Annotated in this window: 21 protein-coding genes and 1 pseudogene; 10 read left to right on the top strand and 12 right to left on the bottom strand. The window is 63.5% G+C overall.

Annotated features, from left to right (window positions below):
* The first annotated feature begins 7 nt into the window (after positions 1 to 7).
* The gene (locus IAQ70_RS05075; protein WP_190988230.1) at positions 8 to 2,479 is read left to right on the top strand and encodes an HAD-IC family P-type ATPase; all 2,472 of its coding nucleotides are present in this window, start codon (positions 8 to 10) and stop codon (positions 2,477 to 2,479) included.
* Positions 2,480 to 2,512: 33 nt separating this feature from the next.
* Here the strand turns inward: IAQ70_RS05075 and IAQ70_RS05070 are convergent, their stop codons facing one another.
* A complete protein-coding gene (locus tag IAQ70_RS05070) occupies positions 2,513 to 2,977 on the bottom strand; it encodes a pyridoxamine 5'-phosphate oxidase family protein (protein WP_190988229.1) in 465 nt (154 codons plus the stop codon).
* A 932-nt stretch (positions 2,978 to 3,909) separates the two neighbouring features.
* The gene (locus IAQ70_RS05065; RefSeq protein ID WP_190988228.1) at positions 3,910 to 4,320 is read right to left on the bottom strand and encodes a hypothetical protein; all 411 of its coding nucleotides are present in this window, start codon (positions 4,318 to 4,320) and stop codon (positions 3,910 to 3,912) included.
* A gap of 314 nt (positions 4,321 to 4,634) precedes the next feature.
* Here IAQ70_RS05065 and IAQ70_RS05060 point away from each other — a divergent pair, with 314 nt between their 5' ends.
* Complete coding sequence (locus tag IAQ70_RS05060; protein ID WP_190988227.1) at positions 4,635 to 5,822, top strand: TerC family protein; 1,188 nt, start codon at positions 4,635 to 4,637, stop codon at positions 5,820 to 5,822.
* A gap of 163 nt (positions 5,823 to 5,985) precedes the next feature.
* Here the strand turns inward: IAQ70_RS05060 and IAQ70_RS05055 are convergent, their stop codons facing one another.
* Positions 5,986 to 6,813, bottom strand: a complete 828-nt coding sequence (locus IAQ70_RS05055) for a VOC family protein (RefSeq protein ID WP_190988226.1) — start codon at positions 6,811 to 6,813, stop codon at positions 5,986 to 5,988.
* A gap of 268 nt (positions 6,814 to 7,081) precedes the next feature.
* On the opposite strand from IAQ70_RS05055, the gene IAQ70_RS05050 reads away from it, so the two are divergent.
* Together IAQ70_RS05050 and IAQ70_RS05045 are read left to right on the top strand one after the other, a co-directional pair.
* A complete protein-coding gene (locus tag IAQ70_RS05050; RefSeq protein WP_190988225.1) occupies positions 7,082 to 7,645 on the top strand; it encodes a hypothetical protein in 564 nt (187 codons plus the stop codon).
* Positions 7,642 to 8,271 carry a TMEM175 family protein gene (locus IAQ70_RS05045; RefSeq protein WP_190988224.1) on the top strand — a complete coding sequence of 210 codons (630 nt, stop codon included), beginning with the start codon at positions 7,642 to 7,644 and terminating at the stop codon, positions 8,269 to 8,271. Before IAQ70_RS05050 ends, IAQ70_RS05045 begins: the two co-directional genes overlap by 4 nt.
* 34 nt (positions 8,272 to 8,305) lie before the next feature.
* Here the strand turns inward: IAQ70_RS05045 and IAQ70_RS05040 are convergent, their stop codons facing one another.
* The 5 genes from IAQ70_RS05040 to hisD form a co-directional block, all read right to left on the bottom strand.
* The gene (locus tag IAQ70_RS05040) at positions 8,306 to 9,061 is read right to left on the bottom strand and encodes a CPBP family intramembrane glutamic endopeptidase (RefSeq protein ID WP_190988223.1); all 756 of its coding nucleotides are present in this window, start codon (positions 9,059 to 9,061) and stop codon (positions 8,306 to 8,308) included.
* 1,593 nt (positions 9,062 to 10,654) lie between these two features.
* Positions 10,655 to 10,840 carry a hypothetical protein gene (locus IAQ70_RS05035; protein WP_190988222.1) on the bottom strand — a complete coding sequence of 62 codons (186 nt, stop codon included), beginning with the start codon at positions 10,838 to 10,840 and terminating at the stop codon, positions 10,655 to 10,657.
* A gap of 137 nt (positions 10,841 to 10,977) precedes the next feature.
* Positions 10,978 to 11,943 carry a 3-hydroxyacyl-CoA dehydrogenase family protein gene (locus tag IAQ70_RS05030; protein WP_190988221.1) on the bottom strand — a complete coding sequence of 322 codons (966 nt, stop codon included), beginning with the start codon at positions 11,941 to 11,943 and terminating at the stop codon, positions 10,978 to 10,980.
* Positions 11,944 to 11,993: 50 nt separating this feature from the next.
* On the bottom strand, positions 11,994 to 12,740 hold the full coding sequence (locus IAQ70_RS05025) for an SDR family NAD(P)-dependent oxidoreductase (protein WP_190988220.1): 747 nt from the start codon (positions 12,738 to 12,740) through the stop codon (positions 11,994 to 11,996).
* A 9-nt stretch (positions 12,741 to 12,749) separates the two neighbouring features.
* Positions 12,750 to 14,096, bottom strand: a complete 1,347-nt coding sequence (hisD, locus tag IAQ70_RS05020; protein ID WP_190988219.1) for a histidinol dehydrogenase — start codon at positions 14,094 to 14,096, stop codon at positions 12,750 to 12,752.
* A gap of 205 nt (positions 14,097 to 14,301) precedes the next feature.
* Between hisD and IAQ70_RS05015 the strand changes: the two genes are divergently transcribed.
* The 4 genes and pseudogenes from IAQ70_RS05015 to IAQ70_RS05000 all read left to right on the top strand — a co-directional run bounded on the left by IAQ70_RS05015 (position 14,302) and on the right by IAQ70_RS05000 (position 18,786).
* Positions 14,302 to 15,654 carry an MFS transporter gene (locus IAQ70_RS05015; protein ID WP_317983583.1) on the top strand — a complete coding sequence of 451 codons (1,353 nt, stop codon included), beginning with the start codon at positions 14,302 to 14,304 and terminating at the stop codon, positions 15,652 to 15,654.
* A 143-nt stretch (positions 15,655 to 15,797) separates the two neighbouring features.
* Positions 15,798 to 16,787: a LacI family DNA-binding transcriptional regulator gene (locus IAQ70_RS05010; protein ID WP_190988217.1), complete on the top strand. Its 990-nt coding sequence runs from the start codon at positions 15,798 to 15,800 to the stop codon at positions 16,785 to 16,787.
* A 755-nt stretch (positions 16,788 to 17,542) separates the two neighbouring features.
* Positions 17,543 to 17,836 (top strand): annotated as a pseudogene (locus IAQ70_RS05005) (PDDEXK nuclease domain-containing protein); the annotation flags it as partial.
* Between the two features lie 125 nt (positions 17,837 to 17,961).
* A complete protein-coding gene (locus tag IAQ70_RS05000) occupies positions 17,962 to 18,786 on the top strand; it encodes a CAP domain-containing protein (RefSeq protein WP_190988215.1) in 825 nt (274 codons plus the stop codon).
* 105 nt (positions 18,787 to 18,891) lie between these two features.
* Here the strand turns inward: IAQ70_RS05000 and IAQ70_RS04995 are convergent, their stop codons facing one another.
* The 3 genes from IAQ70_RS04995 to IAQ70_RS04985 form a co-directional block, all read right to left on the bottom strand.
* Positions 18,892 to 19,143, bottom strand: coding sequence for a DUF2188 domain-containing protein (locus tag IAQ70_RS04995; RefSeq protein ID WP_190988214.1), 252 nt, complete (start codon positions 19,141 to 19,143; stop codon positions 18,892 to 18,894).
* A gap of 233 nt (positions 19,144 to 19,376) precedes the next feature.
* The gene (locus IAQ70_RS04990; protein ID WP_317983582.1) at positions 19,377 to 20,111 is read right to left on the bottom strand and encodes a glycoside hydrolase family 25 domain-containing protein; all 735 of its coding nucleotides are present in this window, start codon (positions 20,109 to 20,111) and stop codon (positions 19,377 to 19,379) included.
* 430 nt (positions 20,112 to 20,541) lie between these two features.
* Entirely contained in the window at positions 20,542 to 21,495 is a 954-nt protein-coding gene (locus IAQ70_RS04985; RefSeq protein WP_190988212.1) for a GlxA family transcriptional regulator, read from the bottom strand.
* Positions 21,496 to 21,704: 209 nt separating this feature from the next.
* On the opposite strand from IAQ70_RS04985, the gene IAQ70_RS04980 reads away from it, so the two are divergent.
* Both IAQ70_RS04980 and IAQ70_RS04975 read left to right on the top strand, forming a co-directional pair.
* Complete coding sequence (locus tag IAQ70_RS04980; protein ID WP_190988211.1) at positions 21,705 to 22,949, top strand: alpha/beta fold hydrolase; 1,245 nt, start codon at positions 21,705 to 21,707, stop codon at positions 22,947 to 22,949.
* 131 nt (positions 22,950 to 23,080) lie between these two features.
* A complete protein-coding gene (locus IAQ70_RS04975) occupies positions 23,081 to 23,677 on the top strand; it encodes a hypothetical protein (protein ID WP_190988210.1) in 597 nt (198 codons plus the stop codon).
* A gap of 98 nt (positions 23,678 to 23,775) precedes the next feature.
* On the opposite strand, the gene IAQ70_RS04970 is transcribed toward IAQ70_RS04975, so the two are convergent.
* Complete coding sequence (locus tag IAQ70_RS04970) at positions 23,776 to 24,120, bottom strand: hypothetical protein (RefSeq protein WP_190988209.1); 345 nt, start codon at positions 24,118 to 24,120, stop codon at positions 23,776 to 23,778.
* Positions 24,121 to 24,881: the final 761 nt, after the last annotated feature.

Below are 24,881 nucleotides of genomic sequence, written 5' to 3'. Positions count from 1 at the left end.
GAGATGAGTGAGCACGGCAGCGGCTCCCCCGCCGTCCGGGGCTGATGCTCCCGCAGGGTCCGGCCTCACCGCCGCGGAGGTCAGGGAGCGGACGCTGGCAGGCCTGGCCAACGGAGCACCGGAGGAATCGAGCCGAAGCCTGTGGCAGATCCTCCGGGCGAACGTGCTGACGATGTTTAACGGCATTGTGGGCGGTTGCTTCCTGCTGTTGCTCCTCCTGGGCCAATGGAGGGACGCACTCTTCGGCTTTGCCGCGCTCAGCAACGCCGTTATCGGAGTTGTCCAGGAGTACCGGGCCAAAACGCTTCTGGACAGGTTGGCTGTCCTGGATGCACCCAAGGCCCGCGTCCTCCGTGACGGCCGCGTTCAGGAAGTTGCCGTTGCCGACGTGGTGATGGACGACATCTGCGTGCTGCAGGCCGGCGACCAGGTTGTAGCCGACGCCATCATCATCGATGACGAAGGCCTGGAAATGGACGAATCGGTCCTCACCGGCGAATCAGATCCGGTGGGCAAGGACAGGGGCTCGTCCGTCCTGTCCGGCTCCACCGTCACGGCGGGCCAGGGACGGGCACGGGTGGTCGCCGTCGGCGCGGGCTCGTACGCCAGCCGGCTCACCGCCGAAGCCAAACGTTTCTCCCTGGTCAATTCGGAGATCCGCAACGCGATCCACCGCGTCCTGCGGTGGATCAGTTGGGCCCTCTTTCCCGTCGTGGCCATCATCACCAACGGCCAGATGCAGGCGAAGGGCGGCTGGGACACTGCCTTCAGAACCGGTGCCTGGCAGGAGGCATTCGTCGGCGCCGTGGGCGCGGCCATCGCCATGATCCCCCTGGGCCTGGTACTTATGACCAGCGTGGCGTTCGCCGTGGGCGGTGCACGGCTGGCCCGCCTCAACGTGCTGGTGCAGGAACTCGCCGCTGTGGAGGGGCTGGCACGGGTGGACGTCCTGTGCATCGACAAGACCGGCACCCTCACGGAGGGCAGGGTGGTCTTCGATGACGTTCACGACACCGGACGGCAGCTTCCCCAGGGCTGGCGGGAGGCCCTGGGGTGGTTCGGCGGCGATCCGCACGCCAATGCGACTGCCCGCTGCCTGGCACCCACTTTCGCGTTCGACGGGGGCGCCGCCCCGGGCGCCGTCGTTCCCTTTTCATCCGCCCGGAAGTGGAGCGCCGCCAGTTTCGATCGCCCGCACGCTGCCGCGGGAACGTGGGTTCTTGGTGCTCCGGAGATGGTGTTTGCAGGAAGCCACCCAACGGGAAGCAGCGCGTCCACTGAGGATATCCTAGTCCAGTCCCGCCGCCTGGCGTCCCGGGGCCTGCGGACCCTGGTGCTGGCGCACACCCCAGACCTGCTGTCCGGCGAGGACCCCGATGACGACGTGCAGCTGCCCGCAGGGTTGGCTGCTGCCACCCTCCTGACGTTCCGGGAGAAGGTGCGTCCGGACGCGGCCCAAACCCTAGCGTACTTCCGGCAGCAGGGCGTCGACGTGAAAGTCCTCTCAGGCGATGACCACAGGACGGTGACGGCCGTGGCACGAGAGGTAGGGCTCGACGTCGGTGCCGGCTACGACGCGCGGCAACTGCCTGCAGACGCACACCTGATGGAAGAAACGCTAAAGAGCTTTTCAGTGTTTGGCCGGGTCACGCCCGCACAAAAGAAGGACATGGTGCTGGCGCTGCAGAGAATGGGCCATACAGTCGCCATGACCGGCGACGGCGTCAATGACGCTCTTGCCCTCAAGGAAGCGGATATCGGCATAGCCATGGACACCGCAGCGCCGGCCACAAAAGCTGTGGCCCGTCTGGTGCTCCTGGACGGGCGATTCGACCGGCTTCCGGCCGTGCTCGCCGAAGGCCGCCAGGTTATTGCCAACATTGAACGGGTCTCAGTGTTGTTCCTCAGCAAAACAACCTACGCCTTCTGCCTCTCAGTCATCTTCGGAACCCTAATGTGGAGCTATCCGTTCCTGCCCCGGCAGCTCTCCGCCACGGACGGCCTCACCATCGGCATCCCTGCCTTCTTCCTCGCCCTGATGGGCAACACCCGGCGCTACCGGCCTGGCTTCCTGCGGCGCTCGCTGTCCCTGGCCCTCCCGGCAGGAGTCATTGTGACGACGGCGGTCCTCGCCGTGCAGGCGTACTCCATGGCCGTTGGGGGTTTCAGCGCCGGTGCCAACCGGACAGCATCGGTTCTGACACTTTCCCTGGCGGCCCTCGCCATTCTGGCGGCGGTCAGCCGCCCCGTCAGCGGCCTCCGACTGGCCGTCGTGGCTGCCATGTGTACCGGGCTTGTCCTGCTGATGACCGTCCCGCTCCTGACGGATTTCTTTATGCTGGAGTGGCCTCCGCCCGAACTCCTGGCGGTCACCCTCGCGGCCGCGGCCGCCGCCATCCTGGCCGTGCTGGTATTGGGCCGGATCCACGCGCGACGCTACCCCATCGATCGATCCGAAGCGACGCCCGGCGCTGAGTGAAGCTCCTAGGACCAGTCTTCTAGAGCCAGTCTTCTAGAGCCAGTCGGCCGAAAAGTCCTGCGGCGGCCACCAGCGCGTGCGCGGTGAAACCGCGAACCGTCGACCGGAAATATCGGCCGGGCGGATCTGCACCAGATGCTCCTTGAGCCCGGACTGCCAAGGTTCGCGGTCGGGACCACCCTCCTGCAGGCTCGCCGGATCCCCTTCGAAGGGCCCCGGCTCCCCTTTGACCACAACGCTCCAGACTTCGGTGCCGTAGGGATTCAGTCCGTCCACCTCGAAGGCCACCGCGGTGCCTCTGAGGAGGGAACGGAGTTTCGTGCCCGGCGCCGTACGGAAGACCACCGTTTCATCGACGACCATAAAGTTCACCGGAAAGATCTCCGGGACCGCACCGTTGATCACGGCCAGCCTCCCGATGTACGAGGACTGCAGATACTTCCAGCACTCGGCCGGGGCGAGAACTTCGACTGGAGACTCTGAGGGCGAGCTGCTCATGCACTGATCCTAGCGATCATCGCCGAGAACAACACTCATGCCCTCGCCGGCCTTCTATCGCCGGTGGGGATCCTTCTTATTTCATTGGTCATGCTCAGAGGCGTACTGCCGCGTGCAGTAGCCTGACTTGGACTCGTAACGGGTGGTCTTGGCGTATTCAGAGAGGCATTGCGCTTCGTGCTGCCGGAGTTCTATTGGGCGTACGGGGTGCTGCTGTGGGCGTGGTTCATGGCTGTGGGCGTCAGCCTGCTGCGCCTCCGCCCCACGGCCGACAACTGCTAGGGGTGCGTACCGGGCTCCCATCCGGCGCAGCTGCCATACAAGCGGGTAGCCCCATACCTGTGAATTAGGTATCGACTACTCGTGTACCCGTCCCCGCCTGACCCTAGTGTGGGAAACGGGGCCGGCGGTGAGTGGTTCGTACCGAGACCGTGCGCACCGCCCCCAGCCACCGTCGGCCCCCCTTGACGATTATTTGGCGGCTTCCCCGTCAGGCGCGCCACCGTTCCGCAGACGAGCCGGCGGCGCTAGGAAACCCCAAGGTCCCGATACAGGGTCTTCCAAATGTCCACTCCGTACCGCCGCCGGCGTGATCACCTCCTCGGCGTTACCTCGGATGCGGCAGGACCACCGCGACGCCGGGCCCCTGCTTGATCCGCACGTATTGGACAGGCCGCGCGCCGGGGTCGACAACAACGAGGAAGGCGTCCGGACGGTTTTGGTTCATGGCTTCTCTCAGTCCTTCCCGACAGGGGCTGAATGAATGCGCCTCACCCTGGCCACGGGAGAATTGCCGGGTGCCCCGGATGCTGTCCTCGGCCTCAATTCCGCCAGTCAGATGGCGGGCTTGGAACGCCTGGCCGTACCTGCGTTCCATCTGGAGCGGACGCTTCGAGTCGGCACCTGTACTGAACCGGACCGTGTGCTGTCGTTCAGACCCTGGTGGGGGCTAGCAGGCCTCCGATGAGCCCTGCAAGTGCTGCCGGCAGAGCGATGAGACCGGCGATCAGGGGAGCCAGGGACGGGACGGTCATGATCATGATCGCTATGCCCACCAGTAGCGCCGGCGAGGCCACGCAGACCGTCACCCAAAGCGGATTAGCACGGACTTGCGACCACACAGCTGCTGCAAGGGACATGGCAGCCCCGGCGAGCATGGCCAGCCTCCCCACGCGCAACCGCTCAAGGAACTCCGGGGTCGGCGCGTAGGCGAACAATGTCGTCCGTTCAAGGGCAATGGCTGTCACGATGATGGCCCCAACAACCAAAGCCGCCCAGGGCAGTGATCTTCCTCTCCACCAAGGGCGGACGACGTAGCGCTCGTTGCCGTTCTGCGAACTCATCACAAGGCGAGCCTAGCGGCCCTCGGGACAGGGCGCACCGGGAGGGCATCAGCCTGTTGTCTGTCCTGGATGCCGGGCCTGAACGGGCCGCTAAGCCCGTCTTGCACATCGATGAGACCTCAGGTCGACCTCTAATCAGTTCGATTTCGGCTGCCATCCCGTTTAGAGTGTAGGTACGTAAGGGAGTATTCCGAAGCGCTGCATACGTCAACACGTCAGGCACAGATGCCTGGCCGGGTGCAGCGGCCAGCCGGACGGCGGGCGGAGAGACTTACCCGGCTCTCTGCTACCCACCTTACGAAAGCGGGCACACGTTGACTGTTTCTCCCCTGATCTGGGGCATCACCATTGTGGTAATTCTGGCCCTTCTGGCCTTTGATTACTTCTTCCATATCCGCAAGGCCCACGTGCCCACGCTGAAGGAAGCGGCCTTCTGGTCCGGCCTCTATGTGGGCATCGCCATCATCTTCGGCATTCTCGTTCTGGTCTTCGGCGGATCGGCTATGGGCTCGGAGTATTTCGCCGGATACATCACGGAGAAGGCGCTCTCGGTGGACAACCTGTTTGTCTTCCTGATCATCATCGCCAGCTTCCGCGTTCCGCGCGAGGATCAGCAGAAGGTGCTGCTGTTTGGCATCGTGTTCGCGCTGATTGCCCGCACCGGCTTCATTTTCCTCGGCGCGGCACTGATCAATTCCTTCGCCTGGGTCTTCTACGCCTTCGGCCTGATCCTGCTGCTCACGGCCGGCAACCTGCTCAAGCCCGAACCCGAGCACGGCAGCGAGGAGGACAACTTCATCATCCGTCTGGCACGCAGGTTCTTCCACACCACCGATCACTACGACGGCGACAAGCTGTTCACCATGGAGAACGGCAAAAAGGTCCTGACCCCGATGCTGCTTGTCATGGTGGCCATCGGCGGCACGGACATCCTGTTCGCCCTGGATTCGATTCCGGCCATCTTCGGCCTGACCCAGAACGTCTACGTTGTCTTCACCGCCACGGCCTTTTCGCTGATGGGCCTGCGCCAGCTGTACTTCCTGATTGACGGACTGCTGGACCGGCTGATCTACCTCTCCTACGGCCTGGCGGCGATCCTGGCCTTCATCGGCGTCAAACTGATCCTGCACGCCCTGCACGAGAACAACCTCCCGTTCATCAACTCTGGCCAGCCGGTCCCGGTCTTCGAGATCACCACCGGCCTGTCCCTGACCGTCATCATCGGCGCCCTGGTCGTCACGGTGGTGGCATCGCTGCTGAGCAAGTCCGGCAAGGCACAGACCGCTATCAACAACGCCCGCCGGCACGCAGTCTGCTACCTGGACCTCGGATACACCGCGGATCCCGCCGAGCGCGAACGTATCTACAACGCCCTGCTGGAAGAAGTACAGCAGATCGAAGAGATGGACCCGAAGTACCGCAACAAGGCCAAGGACGTGGAAGCCATCCGCACCGAGGTAGCCGAGGCGCACCGGCAGCACGCGGAGTACCTGGCCCGGTAGCCTTGCGGGATTCGTGGCGGCGCATCCTGCGCCGCCACGAATCCGCAAACTGCCACCGCATGCCCTTAAATGTCACCGTTCTCGATAAGAACCAGGGCTGACCGGACCGAAAGGCCCGGCTGCACCTCAAGCGTTCGGGAGCTGCCGCGTGTAGCAGGACCGTTTATCCCGACGCCGGCGTGAACTGGCTGGCGGTGAACTCCGCCCCCTGGGGGTCGCGGATCAGAGCCGCCCGCGTCCACTCCGTGTCACTTTGGCCTAGAACCTTGGCGCCGAGCCGTTCGGCCTCAACCACGGTCCGGTCGCGGTCGGCGACCGTGAACGAGACGTGCCAGTGCGGCGGTTCGTCCGAGCCGGCAGTCGCAATCCAGGCGATCGCGTCCTCGAAGCCGGGCGGGGCGGCCAGCACTGACTGCCGCGCCCTGATGCCCGGATCGACGGTGGCCTCAAGGTGATCACCATAACCGGGCCGGCGGATCATCATCCCGAAGCCGAGGTCGTCGACCTGCCAGCCGAACGCCTGCTCATAGAACGCAATGGCCGCGCTCGGGTCAGGCGCGTGCAGATCGCTGAAATTCCAGGTGCCTGGCAGGTTGGCCACTTGTGCCCCCAGGCGTCGCCTGGCCTGCCAGATGCGGAACTCGGCGCCCTGCGGATCGGTCAGCGCAGCACTTCGTCCGCCCTCCCCTGCATCGGCAGGCGCCGACAGCACTTTGGCGCCGGCGTCGACCAGTCGTTGCACTGCGGTATCCGCGTCCTCGACCGCTATGTAGGTGCTCCACACCGCGGCACCCTCCTGCGCGCTGGCCATCCCGCCGACGTCCTGGCCGTCGAGCCTTGCTATCAGGTAACGGCCCGGCGCTCCCGGCGGCATGACGTCCTCGAATGTCCAGCCGAAGAGTCCGGCGTAGAACTCGACGGCGGCCTCGACGTCAGGCTGCTCGGTGTCGACCCAGCATGGGACTCCCTGCGGGTAGGTCCGTGCGGTCATGTGTGGCTCCCGTCCATGGCCACAGCCTATCGAGCCCGGATCCAGCCCGGTACCCCACTCGTGAGCCTTACGCCCGCAGAAGCAACGCAAGGACTAACGGCTCTCCCGCCGGGCCTGGCACCGGGCGCACGGTTGATGACGGAAGTTGGGCGTCCAAGAGGGCCACCACCATCCCTGAATCAACGCAGCCCGTCACGGCCCCAGTGGTTTGTTCATTTCGATGACCGGGACGTGGGCAGCTCAGGTCGTTCGGGCGGATGATAGTCGCATGCACAGGATCATCGGGTGGCTGGCGGCAACCATCATCATCACGCTCATCTTTGGAAGCGTCTATGTCACGCTCCAGCAGTTCGGCCGTCACTCAGCCAATGCGGCCCCCGCAGCGGCGGCCGCCGCACAGGTTCAACGGATGGGTTCCGAGCCGACGACCGAACCCCGGCTGGAACTGACAGCCGACAGTGGAGTCTTCATCATTGTGTTCGGGGCGGACAACAAACCCACATCCACCACAGTCAGCCTCCACGGGGCACCTCCCGACATTCCCGCCGGGGTGCTTGAGACGGCAAGAACCTTGGGATCCGACGCCGTGACCTGGCAGCCGGAGCCGGGCCTGCGGATGGCGGTCGTGGCGCGGCAGGCGCCGGGCGGGGTCGTCGTCGCCGGGCAGTCGCTGACCCCTTTCGAGGACAGTGACCGGACGAGCCAACTGCTCCTCGCGGCCGGCTGGCTGGGCAGTCTGGTTGTCCTCGCCGGAGCGTACGCTGCAACAGCTCTCGCCAGGCGCCGCCGGGACGGAGTCAACACCGCTGCTTTGAAGGAGGGAACCCCGTGAACAAGAACCGACTCGAGGCGTTCAGCGATGGCGTGCTGGCCATCATCATCACCATTATGGTGCTGGAACTGCATACACCCGACGAACCGACCTGGCACGGATTAGCGGCTGTCCTGCCCACTTTCCTCAGCTATCTGCTCAGCTTCGTGTACGTGGGAATTTACTGGAACAACCACCACCACATGATCCACCTGGCCGGCCGGGTCAACGGCGCCATCCTGTGGGCCAACCTGCACCTGTTGTTCTGGCTCTCGCTCTTCCCGTTCTCCACCCGGTGGATGGATGAGTCCGGATTCGTGCAGGTTCCGGTCCTGATCTACGGGCTCAACCTTCTCTGCGCCTCAATCGCCTACTTCATCCTGCAACAGGCACTGATTCGCCAGCAGGGCAGGGACGGCGCCCTGGCGCAGGCGGTCGGCCGGGACTGGAAAGGCAAGTCTTCGCCGCTGATTTACCTCCTCGGCATCGCAGCGGGGACTATCCAACCGTTGCTTGGAATTGCTGTCTACACCGTGGTGGCACTGATCTGGTTGGTGCCCGACCGTCGGGTTGAGCATTTCGTCACCCGGGCGCACCAGGCCGACGGCGTCAGTGACGGGGCCGAGGACCACCGCGCCCAGGGGTGATATCAAGTCCGCCGGCTTAGGTGCCGCATCATCGTCACGGCATGAGCGCGTAGAAGATGACCCAGTTCATGGCGAGGTTGAATCCGGCGTGGGCCGCTACTGCACCGGCCAGTGATCCGGTGAGCCGCCGGAAGCCGTAGAACACCAGGGACGCCGCGAACATGGCAGCCACCCAGAAGAGCGCCGGGAGCGGCAGGAACGCCCAGACACCGGCAACAAACACCACCCCGAAGTGTGCCAGATGGGTGACGGCGAACGCGGCCGCGTCAATCAGCGCTGCCCGCCGGTCCCCGAGTTGCGCAGCGAAACTCTCGTGGGCCACGCCGCGGTACAGCACCTCCTCCCCGATCGGACTGAAGAGCATCCCGATGACGGCAAAGATGATGAAGTAGACGAGCCGGTCGTCGTCGGAGGGTGCTGCCGGCACGCTCGAGTACGACAGTGCGATGTACGCGAACGGGTGGGACAGGCTGTGGCCCCACACGGCGGCAGCCGCGTAGTGCACTGCGAGGGCCATTGACACGCCGGCCATCACCGCCGGCGCAATCCAGCGCCACCGTGTTGGCCACACCAGGCCGATGCGGCTGCGCCCTTCCCTGGTCAGAAGTACCCACGGCAGCGCGATCATCGCCACAAACACGACGCTGACAGCCTGATAGCTGCCGGTCACGTTTGCCTGCAGGACGAGGGCCACCCGCACGAGCCCGAAAAGGATGAGCAGCAGGATACCGGTGCGCAGGTTCAGCGGGAGAAGCGAGCGGAACGGTGCTCGGACAGTCAGGGTGGTCATACCGTGAGTGTAGGGCGACAGTAGCAAGTCCCGCCGGACAGGCGGAACATCCGCCACCCGTGTCTGCGGCGTCTGATCTGATGCTCAAGCAGCGCACCCCGGCTGTAATGTCGGCCCCCTTCGGTAGCTTCGAGGCAAGCAATCCGAAATGCGGAAAGGGCCACGCACTACTTCTCCCATTAGCCAGACCGATTCCAACAGGCTGGGCATCGGGCCCGGTACGCGCAAGCATGCCGACGCTGCGGCGTTCTCAGGTACTCCGGTGAAGAGCACCTTGCCGGAGTGGTATCCGGAGCTGCTCGCATCCGTGTCCCAGCAAACCCACACTGACGCCGCGGATAGTCAGCACGCCCGTCAACAGTTTGGAAAATGGACCCGAGCTCATCGAGCCCGCCGCGCCCGGCCCAATAGACTCTTTTGGGTGAAACTCATGGGCACCATTACTAGCCTTTGGTGAACCGAGCGCTGTCGCCTGGCAGAAGTTCTTCTACAACCGTCTTCCCCGTTGATTCCAACGTTCTCGCTCGGCCTCCTCCTCGTCCCAAAAGAGTGAGTCACGGCGACGTACGTAGAGCAGCCTTCCAACAAGTCCTGCTGTAGCCAGGATCGTGGCGATGTACAAGTAGTTCACGCCATCCCAAGGCAAGAAAAGACGAAGGGCTAGAACAACCATCTGTAGCGCGAACATAATGCACGCCATAGTCATAAAGAAGCGAAATGCACCGCGAGTCATCTTCGGCTCTAGTCTTTGCCGGCTCCACTTGGTGACATGCGCAAAGCCTACTGCCCCTCAGTATCAGCGAGAAGACTACCATTTCGCGTTCACTTCCTCGGCGTTCCGAAAGATGGCAGTCCGCGTGAGGTTCCGCAAGCCGGTCCCTCAACAGCGCAAGCGGCCACTCAAGGCATTCGGATCTCGACCGCTGCATTTCCGGAGCCAGTTAATTCCCGTAAGACCTGCCCGCGAAAATGCCCGGTGAAGGGAGGACAAACGCTACATTCCACCGCCACTTGACCCCTGAGCGTGAAATTTCGCACCGGTCCTCCCCAGACCCCGATTCCACCAGGGCGGGGCGTTATGCGAAGTACCGCTTCAGCGAGAACCCATCAACACGCCAGCGCTAACGAAGACCACGGCATAACGTCTGGCTGCGCATATCCGGCGTATTCAGGCTGGAATTTGCCCGTCTTGAGCTCGATGATCACATAGCCTGCTGACCGCACTAACGACCCACTTCACAGTTACTGCTCGTCACCGCTCCCCCGTCAGGAATGTGGAATTTCTTCTGACTTGGTGATGCTGTTCAGTAAGTCATGCACTATCTCCCCGCCCCTGGCAAAGGGATCTGAACCGCGGTCAGCCAGTGAGCGATGACGACGTCGTCACGCTCAGAAGTCTGTCACTACCGCAGTCTGTTAGTCCGGCTCTTGGTTGCCGATGGTAGAGATTATGTAGAGCTTGTCGGAGGAAAGTTTGTTTGTTGTAGCTAGCTTGGGGGTCCGGAGAATGTCACCTGCGAAGATCACGGCGTCGCCGAGATGCTTGGAAATGCGTCGTGCCCATGTATTTGGGCCGGGCTCTTTAGTTTGCACTCAGCCGGTGGTGCGCGCTCGTTGCCATAGAGGGAAAGCCTGCCGTGACACACCGGCGAGGCATACTTTGTTGGCTCTAATGGTCAGCTCGTCGGCCAGCGCCCCGTGGTCATTGGGGGCATGCTCTTCCGCAACCTGGGCGCGGCGGACCCGTCGCGGGGAGGCGCCATCGACGCTGGCGGGCACGGGAGGATCCAACTGTAGTGTCCCGAGGCGGGCAGGATCGGCTCCGCCCGGACCTGAACCAAACGGACGTGGCAATATGCCTGACCGGTCCGGCATTGTTTTACCACATGGTGTGTTCTTCACGGCCACGGTGCGGCTTAGAGTGCGGGCGCTTGTCCGAGGTCTGTGCGGAGTTGGGACAGGCGTGCGTAGGCGTTGTCGCGATAGGCCAAGAGGGCGGTCTTGTTTCCGGGATCGACGTCCAGGAAACCGTGCCCGCTCTTGAGGCCGAGGTTGCCGTCCTTGACCATCGCGACGAGCGCTTCCGGGGCGGCGAACCGTTCACCGTATGCCTTTTCGAGGGTGCGGTACGCGGATTCGTACACGTCCAGCCCTGCCATGTCGCCGATGGCGAAGGGGCCAAAGAGTGCCAGACGGAATCCGAATGTGTTGCTTACGACGGCGTCGATCTGTTCGGGCGTCGCGGTGCCTTCGTCAACGATTTGGGCTGCCTCCTTGTAGAGGGCGAACTGGAGTCGGTTTGCGACGAACCCCGGCGTGTCTGCCACTCTCGCCGGTGTCTTTCCCAGGCTGCGGATGAGCTGTTCGGCGCGGTCAAGGACTTCCGGATTGGTCTCCTGGCCGGGGATGAGTTCGACGCCGGGAATAAAGGGCGCGGGATTCATCCAGTGGACGCCTAGGAACCGCTCCGGGCCGGTTACCGACGGGGCGAGTTCTCTGATGGGGATCGCTGAAGTGTTCGTTCCGATGATCGCGTGGGGTGGGGCGGCGGCCGAGACCCGGCGAAGGATGTTGGCTTTCAGTTCGGGTTCTTCCGGAACCGCTTCGGCGATGTAATCCGCTGCCGCTACGGCTTCCTCGATACTCGGGGCCGCCGCCAGGTTCGCGTCGATGATTTTCGAGGCACCCTCGGGCAGGAGCCCGTGGGCTTCAAAGTCCTTGGCTTGTTCTACAAGCCGCACGCGGGCACGTTCGGCTGTTTCGCCGTCAACGTCCCCCAACATGACTTTGTAGCCGTGCAAAGCCAGCACCTGGGCTATTCCTCCGCCCATGTACCCGGACCCGACGACGGCGGTGGTTGAGATGGTGTCTTTGATGGTCATGAACAGCTCCTCGAAAGATGGTCTGCCGCCCGAACGTAGGAGTCAGGCGGTTAGCGAATGGTGTAGCCGCCGTCAATGGCCAGGGTGTGTCCCGTTATCAGTGAGGCGGCGTCGCTCAGGAGGAACGCCACTGCCCCTGCTATGTCTTCGGGTTCCCCGAAGCGGCCGATGGGGATCCTGGACAGCAGTTCGGCCGCCCAGTCGGGGCGGCTGAGGGTTGAAGCGGTCAGTTCTGTCCGCACGAACGTTGGTGCTACGGCGTTGACGCGGATTCCGGCCGGCGCCCATTCCAGGGCCAGAATCTTGGTGAGGTGGATGAGGCCGGCTTTGCTGGTGCCGTATGCCGCGCGTTCCTCGATTCCGACGATTCCGGCCTGCGATGCCACATTGACGATTGCCCCTTGGGTTCCGCTTTTGATCCAGTGCCGGGCCAGTGAGGTGGTGAGGAAGAAGCTGCCCTTGAGATTGGTGTCAAAGACGGTGTCCCAGTCCTCCGTCGTCAGTTCCAGCGCGGGTTTGGGCACGTTGACGCCGGCGTTGTTGACGAGCAGATCGATGCCGCCGCTTTCCTGCATCAGGTCCTCGGCGAACCGGGCTATCTGGGCGTGCTCCGTTATATCAACGGGTAGGGCACGGGTTCCGTAGCGTTCGCTGATCAGGCGTGCACTTTCGGCGTCGCGGCTGGTTCCGTAGACGGTCGCGCCGGACTCGGCAAGGCCATCGGCGATGGCCTTGCCGAGTCCGCGGGCTGCTCCGGTGACCAGTGCTTTCTTGCCGTCCAGGCGGAAGTCAGGCACTGGCGTTCCTTAGTTCCCGAAGGTGTGGTCGGACCAGGGCAGGGTGGTGCCCCGGTACTTAGCCGCCCGGACGTCACCGGAGCGTGCATGCCCTTCGAAGCGTTCCACCCGTGAGGCACGTCCGCAGAGTTCACCGAAGAAGGCGCTGGATTCGGTGTTGGTCACTTCCTGGTAGGTGACGGTACGCAGGTATTTGCCGACCCAGAGGCCGCCGGTGTAGCGGGCGGCACCGCGGGTGGGCAGCACGTGGTTGGTGCCGATGACTTTGTCTCCGTAGGAGACGCAGGTTCCTTCGCCCAGGAACAGTGCGCCGTAATCGTGCATCTTCTCCAGGGCTTCGCGGGGGTTCTCCGTGAGGATCTGTACGTGCTCGTAGGCGTACTCGTCCGCGAGGATGTAGGCGTCATCAAGGGTCGCGACCACGTGAACCGCGCCCCAGTCGCGCCATGCTGCTCCGGCGTAATCGCGGGTTGGCATGTCCACAAGGATCGTATCGATGTGCTCGATAACCTTCCGGCCCAGTTCTTCGCTGGTGGTGATCAGGACCGCGGGTGAATCGGGGCCGTGCTCGGCCTGGGACAGGAGGTCAACTGCGACGATGAACGGGTCTGCGTGCTCATCGGCCACGATCAGAACCTCCGTAGGCCCGGCGAAGAGGTCAATCCCGACTTCGCCGAAGAGCTGGCGCTTGGCCTCTGCGACGAAGGCGTTGCCGGGTCCGGCCAGCATGTTGACAGGTTTGATGGTCTCGGTGCCAATCGCCAGCGCGGCTACCGCCTGGATGCCGCCGAGGAGGTAAATCTCGTCTGCGCCAGCCAGATACATCGCCGCGACCGTGGCGTCCGGGACCTCGCCCTGAATCAGGGGTGTGCAGGCAGCGACGCGTTCGACACCGGCAACCTTCGCGGTGATGATGGTCATGTGCGCGCTGGCCAGCAGCGGGTACTTTCCGCCCGGGATGTAGGCGCCGGCAGCCTGGATCGGGACGTTCTTCTGGCCCAGGAAGACGCCCGGCATGGTTTCAATTTCGAAGTCACTCAGTGACTCCAGCTGCTTCTGTGCCATCACCCGGACCTGTTCCTGGACGAACTTGATGTCCTCAATGGTCTGTTCCGGAACCCGGGCGATGATTTCCTCCAGCTGCTCCTTGTTAAGCAGGAAGGATTCGGGTGCGTACTTGTCGAACTTCTCGGAGTATTCCCGAACTGCTGCATCGCCGCGTTCGCGGATGTCCGCGATGACGCCTTCGACGGTGGCGCGCACTTCAGGTGTGCTGCCCCGGTTCAGGCTGTTCTGAGCCGGCTCTTTCAACATTACGGAGTCCACGGCCGAACTGGTTGTTGTTGTAGCGGTCATGAGGAAAACCTTCCATCTTCATTGATGGGCGACTTTGGGAGCGCCCCGGGCCAGGCCAGCTAGCCTGCATGTGAAACGAGTGTATACGTATACATTTGTCGCCGCAAGACCTTGTGCGCGCCGAATGTTTACGTATACACTCCTTGTCACGAGGTAGCTGATGTGGCTGCCGTCACTGTCCGGTCGAAGACAAAGGAGTCTCATAGTGAGCACCCCCGCGACAACCGCAGCGCCACCCGCTATTGATCCGAAAATGCGCCGCAAGGCCCTCGTTTCATCCGTGCTGGGAAGCTGCATAGAGTGGTACGACTTCTACGTTTACGGAGTCGCCGCGGCCATCATCCTGAACAGCCAATTTTTCCCGAACGCCAGCCCGTTCGTCGGCATCCTGCTCTCCTTCAGCACCTACGCCATCGGCTTCGCGGCCCGCCCCATCGGCGGCATCATCTTCGCCCACTTCGGCGACCGACTGGGCCGGAAAAAAATGCTCATGATGACGCTGGGCCTAATGGGCGGCGGTACGTTCCTCATTGGCTGCCTGCCCAATTTCGCCACCATCGGTATCGCTGCGCCGATCCTGCTGGTGCTCCTGCGCATTGTTCAGGGCATCGGCGTCGGCGGCGAGTGGGGCGGTGCGGCGCTCATGGCAACCGAGTTCGCCCCGGCAAAGCGACGAGGGTTCTTCGGCTCCTGGCCGCAAATCGGTGTACCTGCCGGAACGCTGCTGGCCAACGGAGCCTTCTACATCATGGGCTACCTGATCTCACCGGAGGCCTTTGTGGCCTGGGGCTGGCGCATCCCGTTCCTCGTCTCGATCCTGCTGGTGGTCCTCTCCTTCTACATCCGCAGCAAGGTGGACGAATCCCCCTCGTTCGAAGAAATCAAGCGCAAGGGTGAAATCGAGAAAATGCCAGTGGTCAAGGTCATCAAGACTCGACCCCTGACCATCCTCAAAGTCATCATGATGCGCTTTGCCGAGAACGCGAACTACTACATCTACACCACCTTCCTGCTCGCCTACGGTCCGGCAGTGCTGCTGGAAAAGAACACCATCCTGCTGGCAACCATGATCATGGCAGGCCTGGGCGTTTTCTCCATCCCGTTCTGGGGCTGGGTATCGGACCGTTGGGGCCGCCGCTACACGGTTATCGCCGGTGCCACCACGATGCTCCTGATGGCGTTCCCCTTCTTTTGGGCCGTCCAGACCGGCGACTTCTTCATGGTCCTGCTCGTCCTGATCCTGACCTGCAACGTGGGACGCGACCTGTGCTACTCCGTGGAACCTGCCTACTTCACCGAACTCTTCGAACCCAAGCTCCGTTACTCCGGGGCTTCCGTCGGCCCGCAGGTGGCAGCCGTCTTCGCCGGAGGATTCGCTCCACTGATCGCCACCGCGCTCATCGGCCCGGAGTTCGACCGCTACTGGCTTGTCGCCCTCTACATGGTGGTCACTTCGATCATCACCATCGTTGGCGCACTGTGGTCACCGGAAACCGCTCCGCGGGTCCGGCTCCGCACGGGACTCAGCGCAGAATATGATCCCACCACTGCCCCGTAACAGGGGCCTCAGCGGCCCGACCCGGCCCGTCGGCGAAATGCCGGCGGGCGCGGGGCCCTGAGTTTGGCTACTCTGAAGCAAGCCCACAACCAAAGTCCGGCATCCGCTCAGCGCATCCGGCACCAAGCAAGGAGAACACCGCGATGGTAACCAGCCGCGACGTCGCAGAACTGGCCGGCGTCTCGCAGGCCACGGTTTCCCGGGTCATGTCCTCCTCCGCAAAGCTCTCTCCCGCTACCAAGGCCCGCGTGCAGGCAGCCATGGACACCCTGGGCTACGTGCCCCACGCCGGCGCCCAAGCCATGAAAACCAGACGAACCAACACCATCGGAGTCGTCGTCGCAGACCTCACCAACCCCTTCTACGCCGAGGTACTCGATGAACTGAGCCGCGAACTCGACGCCGCCGGTTTCCGAGCCGTCATATGGAACGCCGGCGGCGGAAGCCACCACGATGCGCTCAAGGCCATCCGGGAACACGCTGTGGACGGCGTCATCTTCACCACCGCCACCGAAGACTCGGTCGAACTCCAGGCCGCCATCGAAAAGAACAGCCAGATCGTCCTCATCAACCGTGTGGTGGAGGGTCTGGAATGCGACCAGGTCACGAGCAGCAACACCGACGGCGGCGCCGCCGTCGCCGACTACCTGCTCGCTCACGGCAAAACCCGCGTAGCCTTCATCGGCGGAGCCAACAACGCCAGCACCTCCCGGGAGCGCATGGAAGGATTCCTCAGCAGAATGGCCGAGCGAGGCCATCCTGTGCCCGAACACTTCCGCTTCCACGGCGGGTTCTCCCACGACAACAGCGCCCAGGTCATGAACCGCCTGCTCTCCCGAGCCGATCGTCCACAGGCTGTTTTCTGCGCCAACGACCACATGGCCTTCGGAGCTCTGGATGCCCTCCGCGCCAATCAGCTCCAGCCCCAGGACTGTTGGGTCATCGGCTACGACGACGTTGAAATGGCCGCCTGGGACTCCTTCAGCCTCACCACCGTACGGCAGCCCAGCCGAGAGATGGCCCGCGTAGGGGCGAAGATGCTCATTGACCGCATCTTTTCTCCGGCAAGCGCCCCACGCCGCGTGAACTTCCCCTGTGACCTTATCGTCCGGGGAAGCACGGAAAGGGCCTGAACGAAAACGCAGCAACCCCGCCCCCACCTCGGCGCAGCGCGAGGCAGGCGAAGGGACCCCGCCTCTTGGCGTCTCCCCGAGTGCGCGGCCTAACTTTCAAACTTGGGCCGGACCTTTAGACTCCGCTACCAGCGACGCCCGGAGTTCCAGCTGGTGCCAGATCTCCGGCTTGCTACCGACAAGCTCCATGCGCAAACATCCAGGACGCGCTCCTGTGCATTGACTGCCTTGCCATCACTCGGTTATACGAGGCCATCGTTCCAGAATCACCGGATATCGTGAACCGATCGAGCTGAACGACTCACCCTCATGCGCCGGGAGCAGTCGCTGGGTCGTCTTCGAGTGCCGCGGTGATGGCAGCCGGGGACGACAGGGTATTGACCATCGACCCGACGTGCCTCGTAGGTGTAGGACGTAACGGCCAGGGGCCAAGCACCCACAGGCATCGCCCCTGAGTACGCGCACAGCTTGTCCCATACGATGCGGTACTGCTTGATGACAGACGGCTTATAGTTGCACCGCTCCATCTCAGCGATGATCGCCCCCACGAGATCGGCGACCGTAACAATCTGATTCTCCATTGCAGCTCTCCAACCTTGATTTGTGGCGCTTATACGCCATTCTTCAAGGCTGGACCGTTATGCAAAGTAATCTCCACCAAAGCCCCATCGCAGAACCGTGGATCATGCTGCAGTGGCATAACGTCCAGCTGCGCATAACCCGCGTTATGGCCAGCTGGCCATAACCTTGGCCGGCTTGGCATGTACATGGCAGCAGTGGATGACCTCCTCGCCCACACCGATGACAAACCCACCATTGGCCTTCTGCTCTGCAAGTCCAAGGACAATCTCGGGGCCGACTACGCGCTCCGGACAACGCAAATGCCCATCGGCGTCTCCGAGTGGAAAACCGCAATCGTGGAGTCGCTGCCCGAGGAATTCGCTGCCACTTTGCCCAGCATCGAACTGCTCGAAGCCGAGCTCTCACAGGACCTATCATCAGAAACGCCGGTCAGCCCTGGGGAATCACCGCGACAGCCACAGCAGTAGCCTGAAGCCGGTTCCGAGGCCGCCGCAGCGCTATAACACGGCGCACCTTCTACTCTGTTATTTGGTGCGGTGAGCAGCATCACTGAATGTGCGGTGTGGCGCGACCACTAGGTACTGTTCTCCGGGTGCTAAAGGACAAAAAACATATCGCCGCCTCCGTAATTACCCTCACCATGGCCGGTGGACTGCTAATCGGCGCGTCCGCTCCTGCCAACGCCACTTCCTGGCCCTTCGGCTGGTGGAGCTGGGTCACCGCCAGCGCCCAATCCCCGGCAGCCGCGGAGCCTTCCGCGCTTGCCACCGCTTCGACGCCCCCACCCGCTCCGTCGACGTCCGCTCCTGCTGCCGCGCCGACGTCGGCTCCCGCTGCGGTTCCCGAAACGCCGGCTCCGATTCAGGATCCGGCTCCCGCGACCCCGGCGCCGGCTCAGGTCCCGGCACCCGCTGCTCCGGCCCCGGTTCCGGCACCCGCTGCTCCCGCTCCGGCCCCGGCCCCGGCCCCGGCTCAGGTCCAGCCTCCTGCGGCTCCGGCAGCCAGCGGCACGGCGTCCAACGCCGTGGCCCTCCGCTCCTTCGAACTCATCAATCAATACCGGTTGGCCAACGGCCTCGCCGCGCTTCGCTACAACACGGGACTCGAATCCGTGGCGCAGGGATGGTCAAACACCATGATGGCGGACATCAACGCCGAAGGCAGCGCCGGCTTCCGGCACAACCCGGACGCTGCCGGCCAAATCCCGTCCGGCTGGACCCGTTCCGCGGAGAACATTGCAGTGAACGCCGACGCCGATGCGCTCTTCGCTGCGTGGAAGGCCTCCCCCGGCCATAACGCCAACATGCTCAACGCCAGCCTGACCGACTTTGGCTTCGGTTCGGCCCGGCTCGCCGCCGGTTCCCCGTACGGGGCGCAGTTGGTAGCCACCCAAAACTTCGCCACCTACGGGAAGTAAGCAAAGGAACGACGGCGGCCGGCCGCCGTCGTTCCTCAACACGATAAGTTCCGAACAAGGCGAACGACGGCAGAAGGTTCCACCGTCGCCCACTTCCCTTTTGATTCAGTTCAGGTCGAATTCCCGGTAGGCGTGCCCGTCCCGGGCGTGCATCACCACATGCGCCGGCTGCGATCCGACGGCCACGTGCGCGGCGGCCAGGGCTTCCTTCTGAGTGCGGAAATACTGGTGCTTGCTTGTCCTGAACTTATGCAGGTCCCACTTGTTGCCATCCGTCCCATCGCAGGGTTGCACATGGAAAATGGCGCGCTTCACTGCCTTCCTGTCGAGCGTCGCTGTGCTCATGACGATCTCCATCCGCGATTCTTTCTGTTGGACCAGGCTCCGCCCGGCGAACACTACTGGCCGCAGCACAAGCCATGGAATCAGTCCACTCCCGCGGGGACGGAAAAACAAGCCCTCTTGGAGCAGTACTCTTTCGGGACCTGTCCTTCGGCCACAGCGGTCACTCTGATGCCCTCCCAGACGGGTTCAGGACTCCTCGAGTGCCGCTCGCCGGACGGAAAAGTATGCTGAGTGGCTTCCGGGACTCAGACGCAGGAGTAGTCGTAGTCGAACCCACCTGAGACATACTGCGTGAGCGTGACTCTGCTTCCCCCGGTCAGCGGCGCAGCGGCACACATCCGCTTCGCCGACGCGAGTGAACTTGCCCCGGCGAGCCAGCTCCTGGCGGTGTAGAGCGGGCTCGACGCCGGAGCGGTGCCGGCTATTTGCGACCACTGGCTACTCGTGGAGTAGAGTCCGCTCGTGGCACCGATGCTCGCGAAATAGGCCATCATGCCTTCAAGATCCGCGCGGTTCGCAGCCTTGTCGGCGGACCAGCTGTTGCCGGTTTCGACGTCGAGCCACCAGGTGTATGAGCCGGGATTGCTCACGCCCCGGATGTTTGCATCGTCGTATGCCTTGGCGTACCCGTACATGTATGAGCAGGCCGCCCCAAAGGATCCGCCCGTGCACTGGCCGTAGGGGTTGGCCACAGTGGTTCCACCATAGGTATTGCTTTTAGGCCACCAGGAGCCAGCTGACCCCGGATTGCCGGTGTTCACGTAGAGCGCGGCTTTGGGCTGTCCGGTAGTGCCCGTTGACGAAGCGGCCCAGGACAGCTCGGCAGCGAGGCAGGGATTAGTGGTATTTGCGAGGCCGTTGTTGACGCCAACAATTCCAAAGGTCTGGCCCTTGGGCAACGCCTTGCCGCACTGCGGCCAGGAGACGTCATTGCCCGGGCCGGCGGCTGTTGCGGCTTCCGCCGGGAGTGTGTGGAGCATCAACAGCATGGTTGCAATGACGGCAAGCCCATAACGAAACCGGCTTAACATTGACGTTGCGCGGGGGATGTTCATGGTCGGGCCCCATCTCGGCTCTAAGCAATCAGGTACCCAGCATGAGGGCCCCGTCTGTCCACGTCAACGTATTCCGCCGCTTGGCGGAACCTAAATGACGATCTTCTGATGCAAACACCAGGTCGGAATGTACTGGTGCTCAAGCGATCGTGATGACTCTCTGGCGTGGGTCGAGGATTTCTTGGAGGCGGAGCTTGCACGCCAGAACGGGGATTCCGCTGCGCGCCGGGCGCTCAGGTCCTGCAACGAACCGGTGAGCGGCGCAGTAGGCCGTGATGACTATGGCGTGCACGGGCCGGGTGTCCAGGAACAGGACCGCCGCCGGCCGGGGCTGGGTCTGGCACGCCGGGAAGATCTAGGCAGGCGCAGCTTTTCGGTTCCTGCCCTGGTAGAGGCGGCGGTAGCTTGAAGGTGTTGTGTTGAGCTTCCGGGTGAAGTGGAGCCGGAAATTGGCTGTTGTTCCCAGACCGGTCCGTGAAGCAACCGCGTGCACCGTCAGGTCGGTGGTTTCCAGTAGTCGGCATGCTTCGGCCAGGCGTTGATCGTTCAGCCAGCTCAGAGGTGTCATTCCTGCTTCGGCCGCGAATTTCCGGGCGAAGCTCCTGGCGGCCCAGCCCGCATGGGTGGCCATGTCGTCGACGGTGAGCGGTTCAGCTAGGTTCTGCCTGGCCCAGGCGCAGGTGTCTGCGAACAGGGCCAGGGGCGCGGCGACTGCACGTTCCATGAACTGGATTTGGCCCCCTTCCCGGTGCGGGGCCACGACCATTCTCCGGGCAATTCTGTTGGCTGCCTCGGTTCCATAGTCCTTCCGGACCAGGTGCAGACACAGGTCTATGCCTGCCGCGACCCCCGCGCTGGTGCTGACGCTGCCTTGGTCTATGTACAGGACGTCTGCGTCGACGGTGACGCCCGGGTACAGGGTTTGAAGGCGTTCGGCGTTTCTCCAGTGGGTGGTTGCCCGTTTGCCGTCCAGGAGACCTGCAGCAGCGAGAGCGAAGGCGCCTGTGCACACGGACACGACGCGGGCGCCGTTGCCCGATGCCTGGCGGAGGGCCTCGCAGACTTCGGCGGGCGGGTCGTTGAGCGGTGCGTAGCCGGGCACCACGACCGTATCCGCAGACAGAAGGGCGTCCAAGCCATTTGTCGCCTGGATGGAGAACCCGGACGTTGTCGGCACCAAGCCGGGCTGGGCTGCGCAGACCCGAAAGGAGTACCGTCGCCGCTCATCCTCGTGGCCGAAAACCTGCGCTGGAATGGCAAGGTCGAAAGCGACCACATCCGGCAGTGCCAGTGCGACGACTCGGTGCATAGGGCCACTGTACTCACGAAGGCACGAACTGGGCAGAATCCTTTCCATGCAGGGAATTTTTGCCACGCATTTCCGCTCCCGGTAACTGGCAGCATTGGCGTATGACAATCTTTTCGGCAGGGCAGAAGACGACCGCTGTCACCCCCGTGAGCACCACATCCACGGGCCGGAACCGTCCGCGCAGTGCTGGTCCTTCACAGAGGGGGCGCATGGGTTGGATTGTGGCAGGCTCGTTGGTTACGGGCGTCCTGGCTGCACTATCGCTGGCCTTCGCCCCGTTCATTCCGGCCACCGAAAGCGGCGTGACCGGCGGCATCCTGCTGGGACTTGGCCTGGGATGGGCCATGCTGGCTGCGCTGTCGGTCCGGTTCACCGATCAGCCACAAAAGTGGGCCGCGGCTCCTGCGCTTTTTATGGGATTGGGCGGATTCCTTCTGGTGGTGTTCGGCTCCCCAACCCAGGAAGTGCTCGCCTGGTTGTGGCCGCCCGCATTGCTGGTGTTAGCGGTCTGGATGATTGCCCGGACCAGGCGGCTGCTACGTAGCCGGAGCGGTCGCGTCCTCCTGTACCCGGTGATCGCGCTGCTCGTCCTGGCTTCATTGGGCGGCGGCTTCGAAACCGTGCGCAAAACGCCGGACGCGGAGGCCTCCCCGGTGCAGGGTCAGTTGGTCGACGTCGGCGGGCACCGCCTGTACCTGGACTGCACCGGCTCGGGCAGCCCCACCGTCGTGCTGGAACCGGGCGCCGGCCTGATGTCCTCTGATCTCGCATGGATAGCACCGGCCGTTGCCCGCGACACCCGGGTTTGTGTCTACGACCGGGCAGGCCGTGGGTGGAGCGACCCGGCAAACAGGGTGCAGGACGGCGCGCAGACGGCGGCCGACCTCCACACACTGCTGCGGCGCGCGAATGTGCCGGGGCCGTATGTGCTGGCAGGGCATTCGTTCGGCGGCCTCTACGCACTCACTTTCGCTGCCCGCTATCCCGAAGACGTGGCCGGGTTGGTCCTGCTGGACTCAACCGCACCAGCATCGGACCCGGAATCAGCGCGCGGCACTAATGCGGACTCCGAAGACACGATGGAGCGTGCCTCCGCACTGGTCTCGGCCGCGGGGCGTCTCGGCCTGGCCTGGCTGCTCGGCGTGACACCCGGGCACCTCAAGAGCACAGTGGACGAGTACATCAGTGCGGGCTCCTCTGCGCAGCAAGCAGCAGAGTTGAGGAACTTCACCGATAAGCCGCTGGTCGTCCTAACAGCAGGCACCGGCAGCCAGCCCGGCTGGGCCGCTTCCCAGGAAGCCCTTGCCTCACTCTCAACCAACAGTCTGCACCGAATCATTGACGGATCCACCCACATGTCATTGATCGATGACCCGGAGGACGCGGCCGCGGCCGCTCGGGGGATTCTGGATGTGGTCTGGGCAGTGCGAACGGCAAGCCCACCGGCCCCGTAACTCCACTCCCCCGAGGGTTTCAACGAGACGCGGCGCAATCTATGCGGACCGGGGGCTCAAGAGGTCGGCGACGACCGTAGACTGCACACGGGGCCATCGACAGCCTCGTAAAGTTCCCTCGAAGGAGTTCCATGGCCGATCTGGTGCCCGAGTATCTGACCTTCGATTACAGCTGCCAGTTCCGCGGTGTTCCCGGGGCGCGCCACGATCCCGAGGGCTACCCGGTCTCCTGGACCGTCACGGTCAAGGGAACCGTCTGGGATGAGGAAGACGACGGCGGGGACGGTGCTGAAGTCACTGTCGGGGACGCCCGCCTGTACCTGGTCCCGGATGCTGGCATTATCGACCTGTTCCTCACCCTGGATGCTGTGGACCAGGAGCTGGCCAACGTCGGGGAGATGCTGAGCCTCAAACGTCCGGACCTTATCGAGGACATGGCGTTGGGCGGTGACCTGCTGATTGTCTCCTCACTGTGGATCGAACCGAAGTTCCGCGGGAACAGGCTCGGCCACGCCATCCTGAAAGCGATTCTCTGCACCGTCGGCCGCTCCGCTGTCACCGTCATCCTGCAGGCCTCCCCGATCCTTGCCGACGGCGACCCCGAGGAGGGCACCCCTGAGCACGAGGCGGCAAGGGCTGCCCTGCGCCGCTACTGGGAACGGTTCGGCTTCCAGCCTGCGTCCGGCGACTATCTGGTTCTCGATCACATGGCGGACGTCCTGGACTGAGCAGTGGCATGGCGTCTGAGCTGCTTGGACCGGAATGCCCCTGCGAGCCTCCGTGAGGGCCCGTTACTCGGGATCGAGGGCGACGGCAGTGGCACCGGTTACGATGCCTGGTCGTTGACGTTCAGCTGGAAGTCCACCGACAGCCCGCCGAGCGTCCGGCACGCATCAGGCCGGATCGGGTCGCCGGGGTAGTTGGGGTCCGTCGGGTAGAACCCGATGAACGGTGTGGTTTGTGGTGGCCAGGGTGAACTTCTGGGCGCCGGTCCGTTGCAGCTGACGGCCGTGTTGGACGCGCTGACCTGGATGAGGTTGGCCTGCACCCGGACCGGGTCCTGGGGCTGGATCGGATCCAACGGGTGGATGACGAGGTGGATGGTGCCTTTGACGGTGAGAGGCCCGGCGTCGGAGGCGATTGTGCCGGTGATGGGGACTTTCAGGTTCACGATTTTGGCGGCCGGGGCTGCTGGACAGGGGCGGCAATTGTTCCAGTGAGGGCAGCGGTGAAGATCGCGCCCGGGGCTAGGCGGAGCATGATTGAACGGTTCATGGTCCTCGCATTCAAAGGGTGCGGCGGTTGGGGTCAGCACCCTCCACGGCGGAGGACGGGATGACAGCTAGCCCTCACCTACCGGTCAGTAGTCGCGCTCTACGCCATCCGGATCTGCCTACAACACTAAGGAGGCCCGCTTAGCCACCAGCCGGACCGGCCCAAGCACCAAAGGTACCGGTCCCCCCGCCTCCGCTGTCGTCGTCTTTGCCGCAACGTTTGCAGCGCTTATATAGGGCGCCATCCTCCGCGTGTTCGACATGCCAATCGTGCTGAATGTTCAGCTTGCACAGCAAGGCCTTTAGCATGGTCTTCTCCAATCGAATCTGGTGCCGGCTGAGGGTCGATAATCCAATCATCGCCTTCGCGCCGCCGCCGCAGAAGACATAACTGGATTCCTTCGTCCCCTCTCAAAATCAAAGGAATCCGGCGCCAAGCGGTTGGACAGATCGCCATCTACAAGTGCAAAGCTCCTGCGGCGGGCCGTCCGTGTCCGCACTGACCGGACACCTTCGTGCGGCCTTTTTCTGGCCCCTGGTTCGCAATAGTCCGCTGCGTTTTCAGGGCGTGAGGATCACGAAGCCGGCGGCCGGGACAGTGGCGCAGATCGCCAAGCCGTTCCGGCCGACACCGGCGACCCAACTTGGGTCGCGTCTG

The organism is Pseudarthrobacter sulfonivorans (genome assembly GCF_014712225.1).
Lineage (GTDB): Bacteria > Actinomycetota > Actinomycetes > Actinomycetales > Micrococcaceae > Arthrobacter > Arthrobacter sulfonivorans.
The sequence above is the reverse complement of the archived record's forward strand: the minus strand, read 5'-3'. Positions and strand labels throughout refer to the sequence as shown.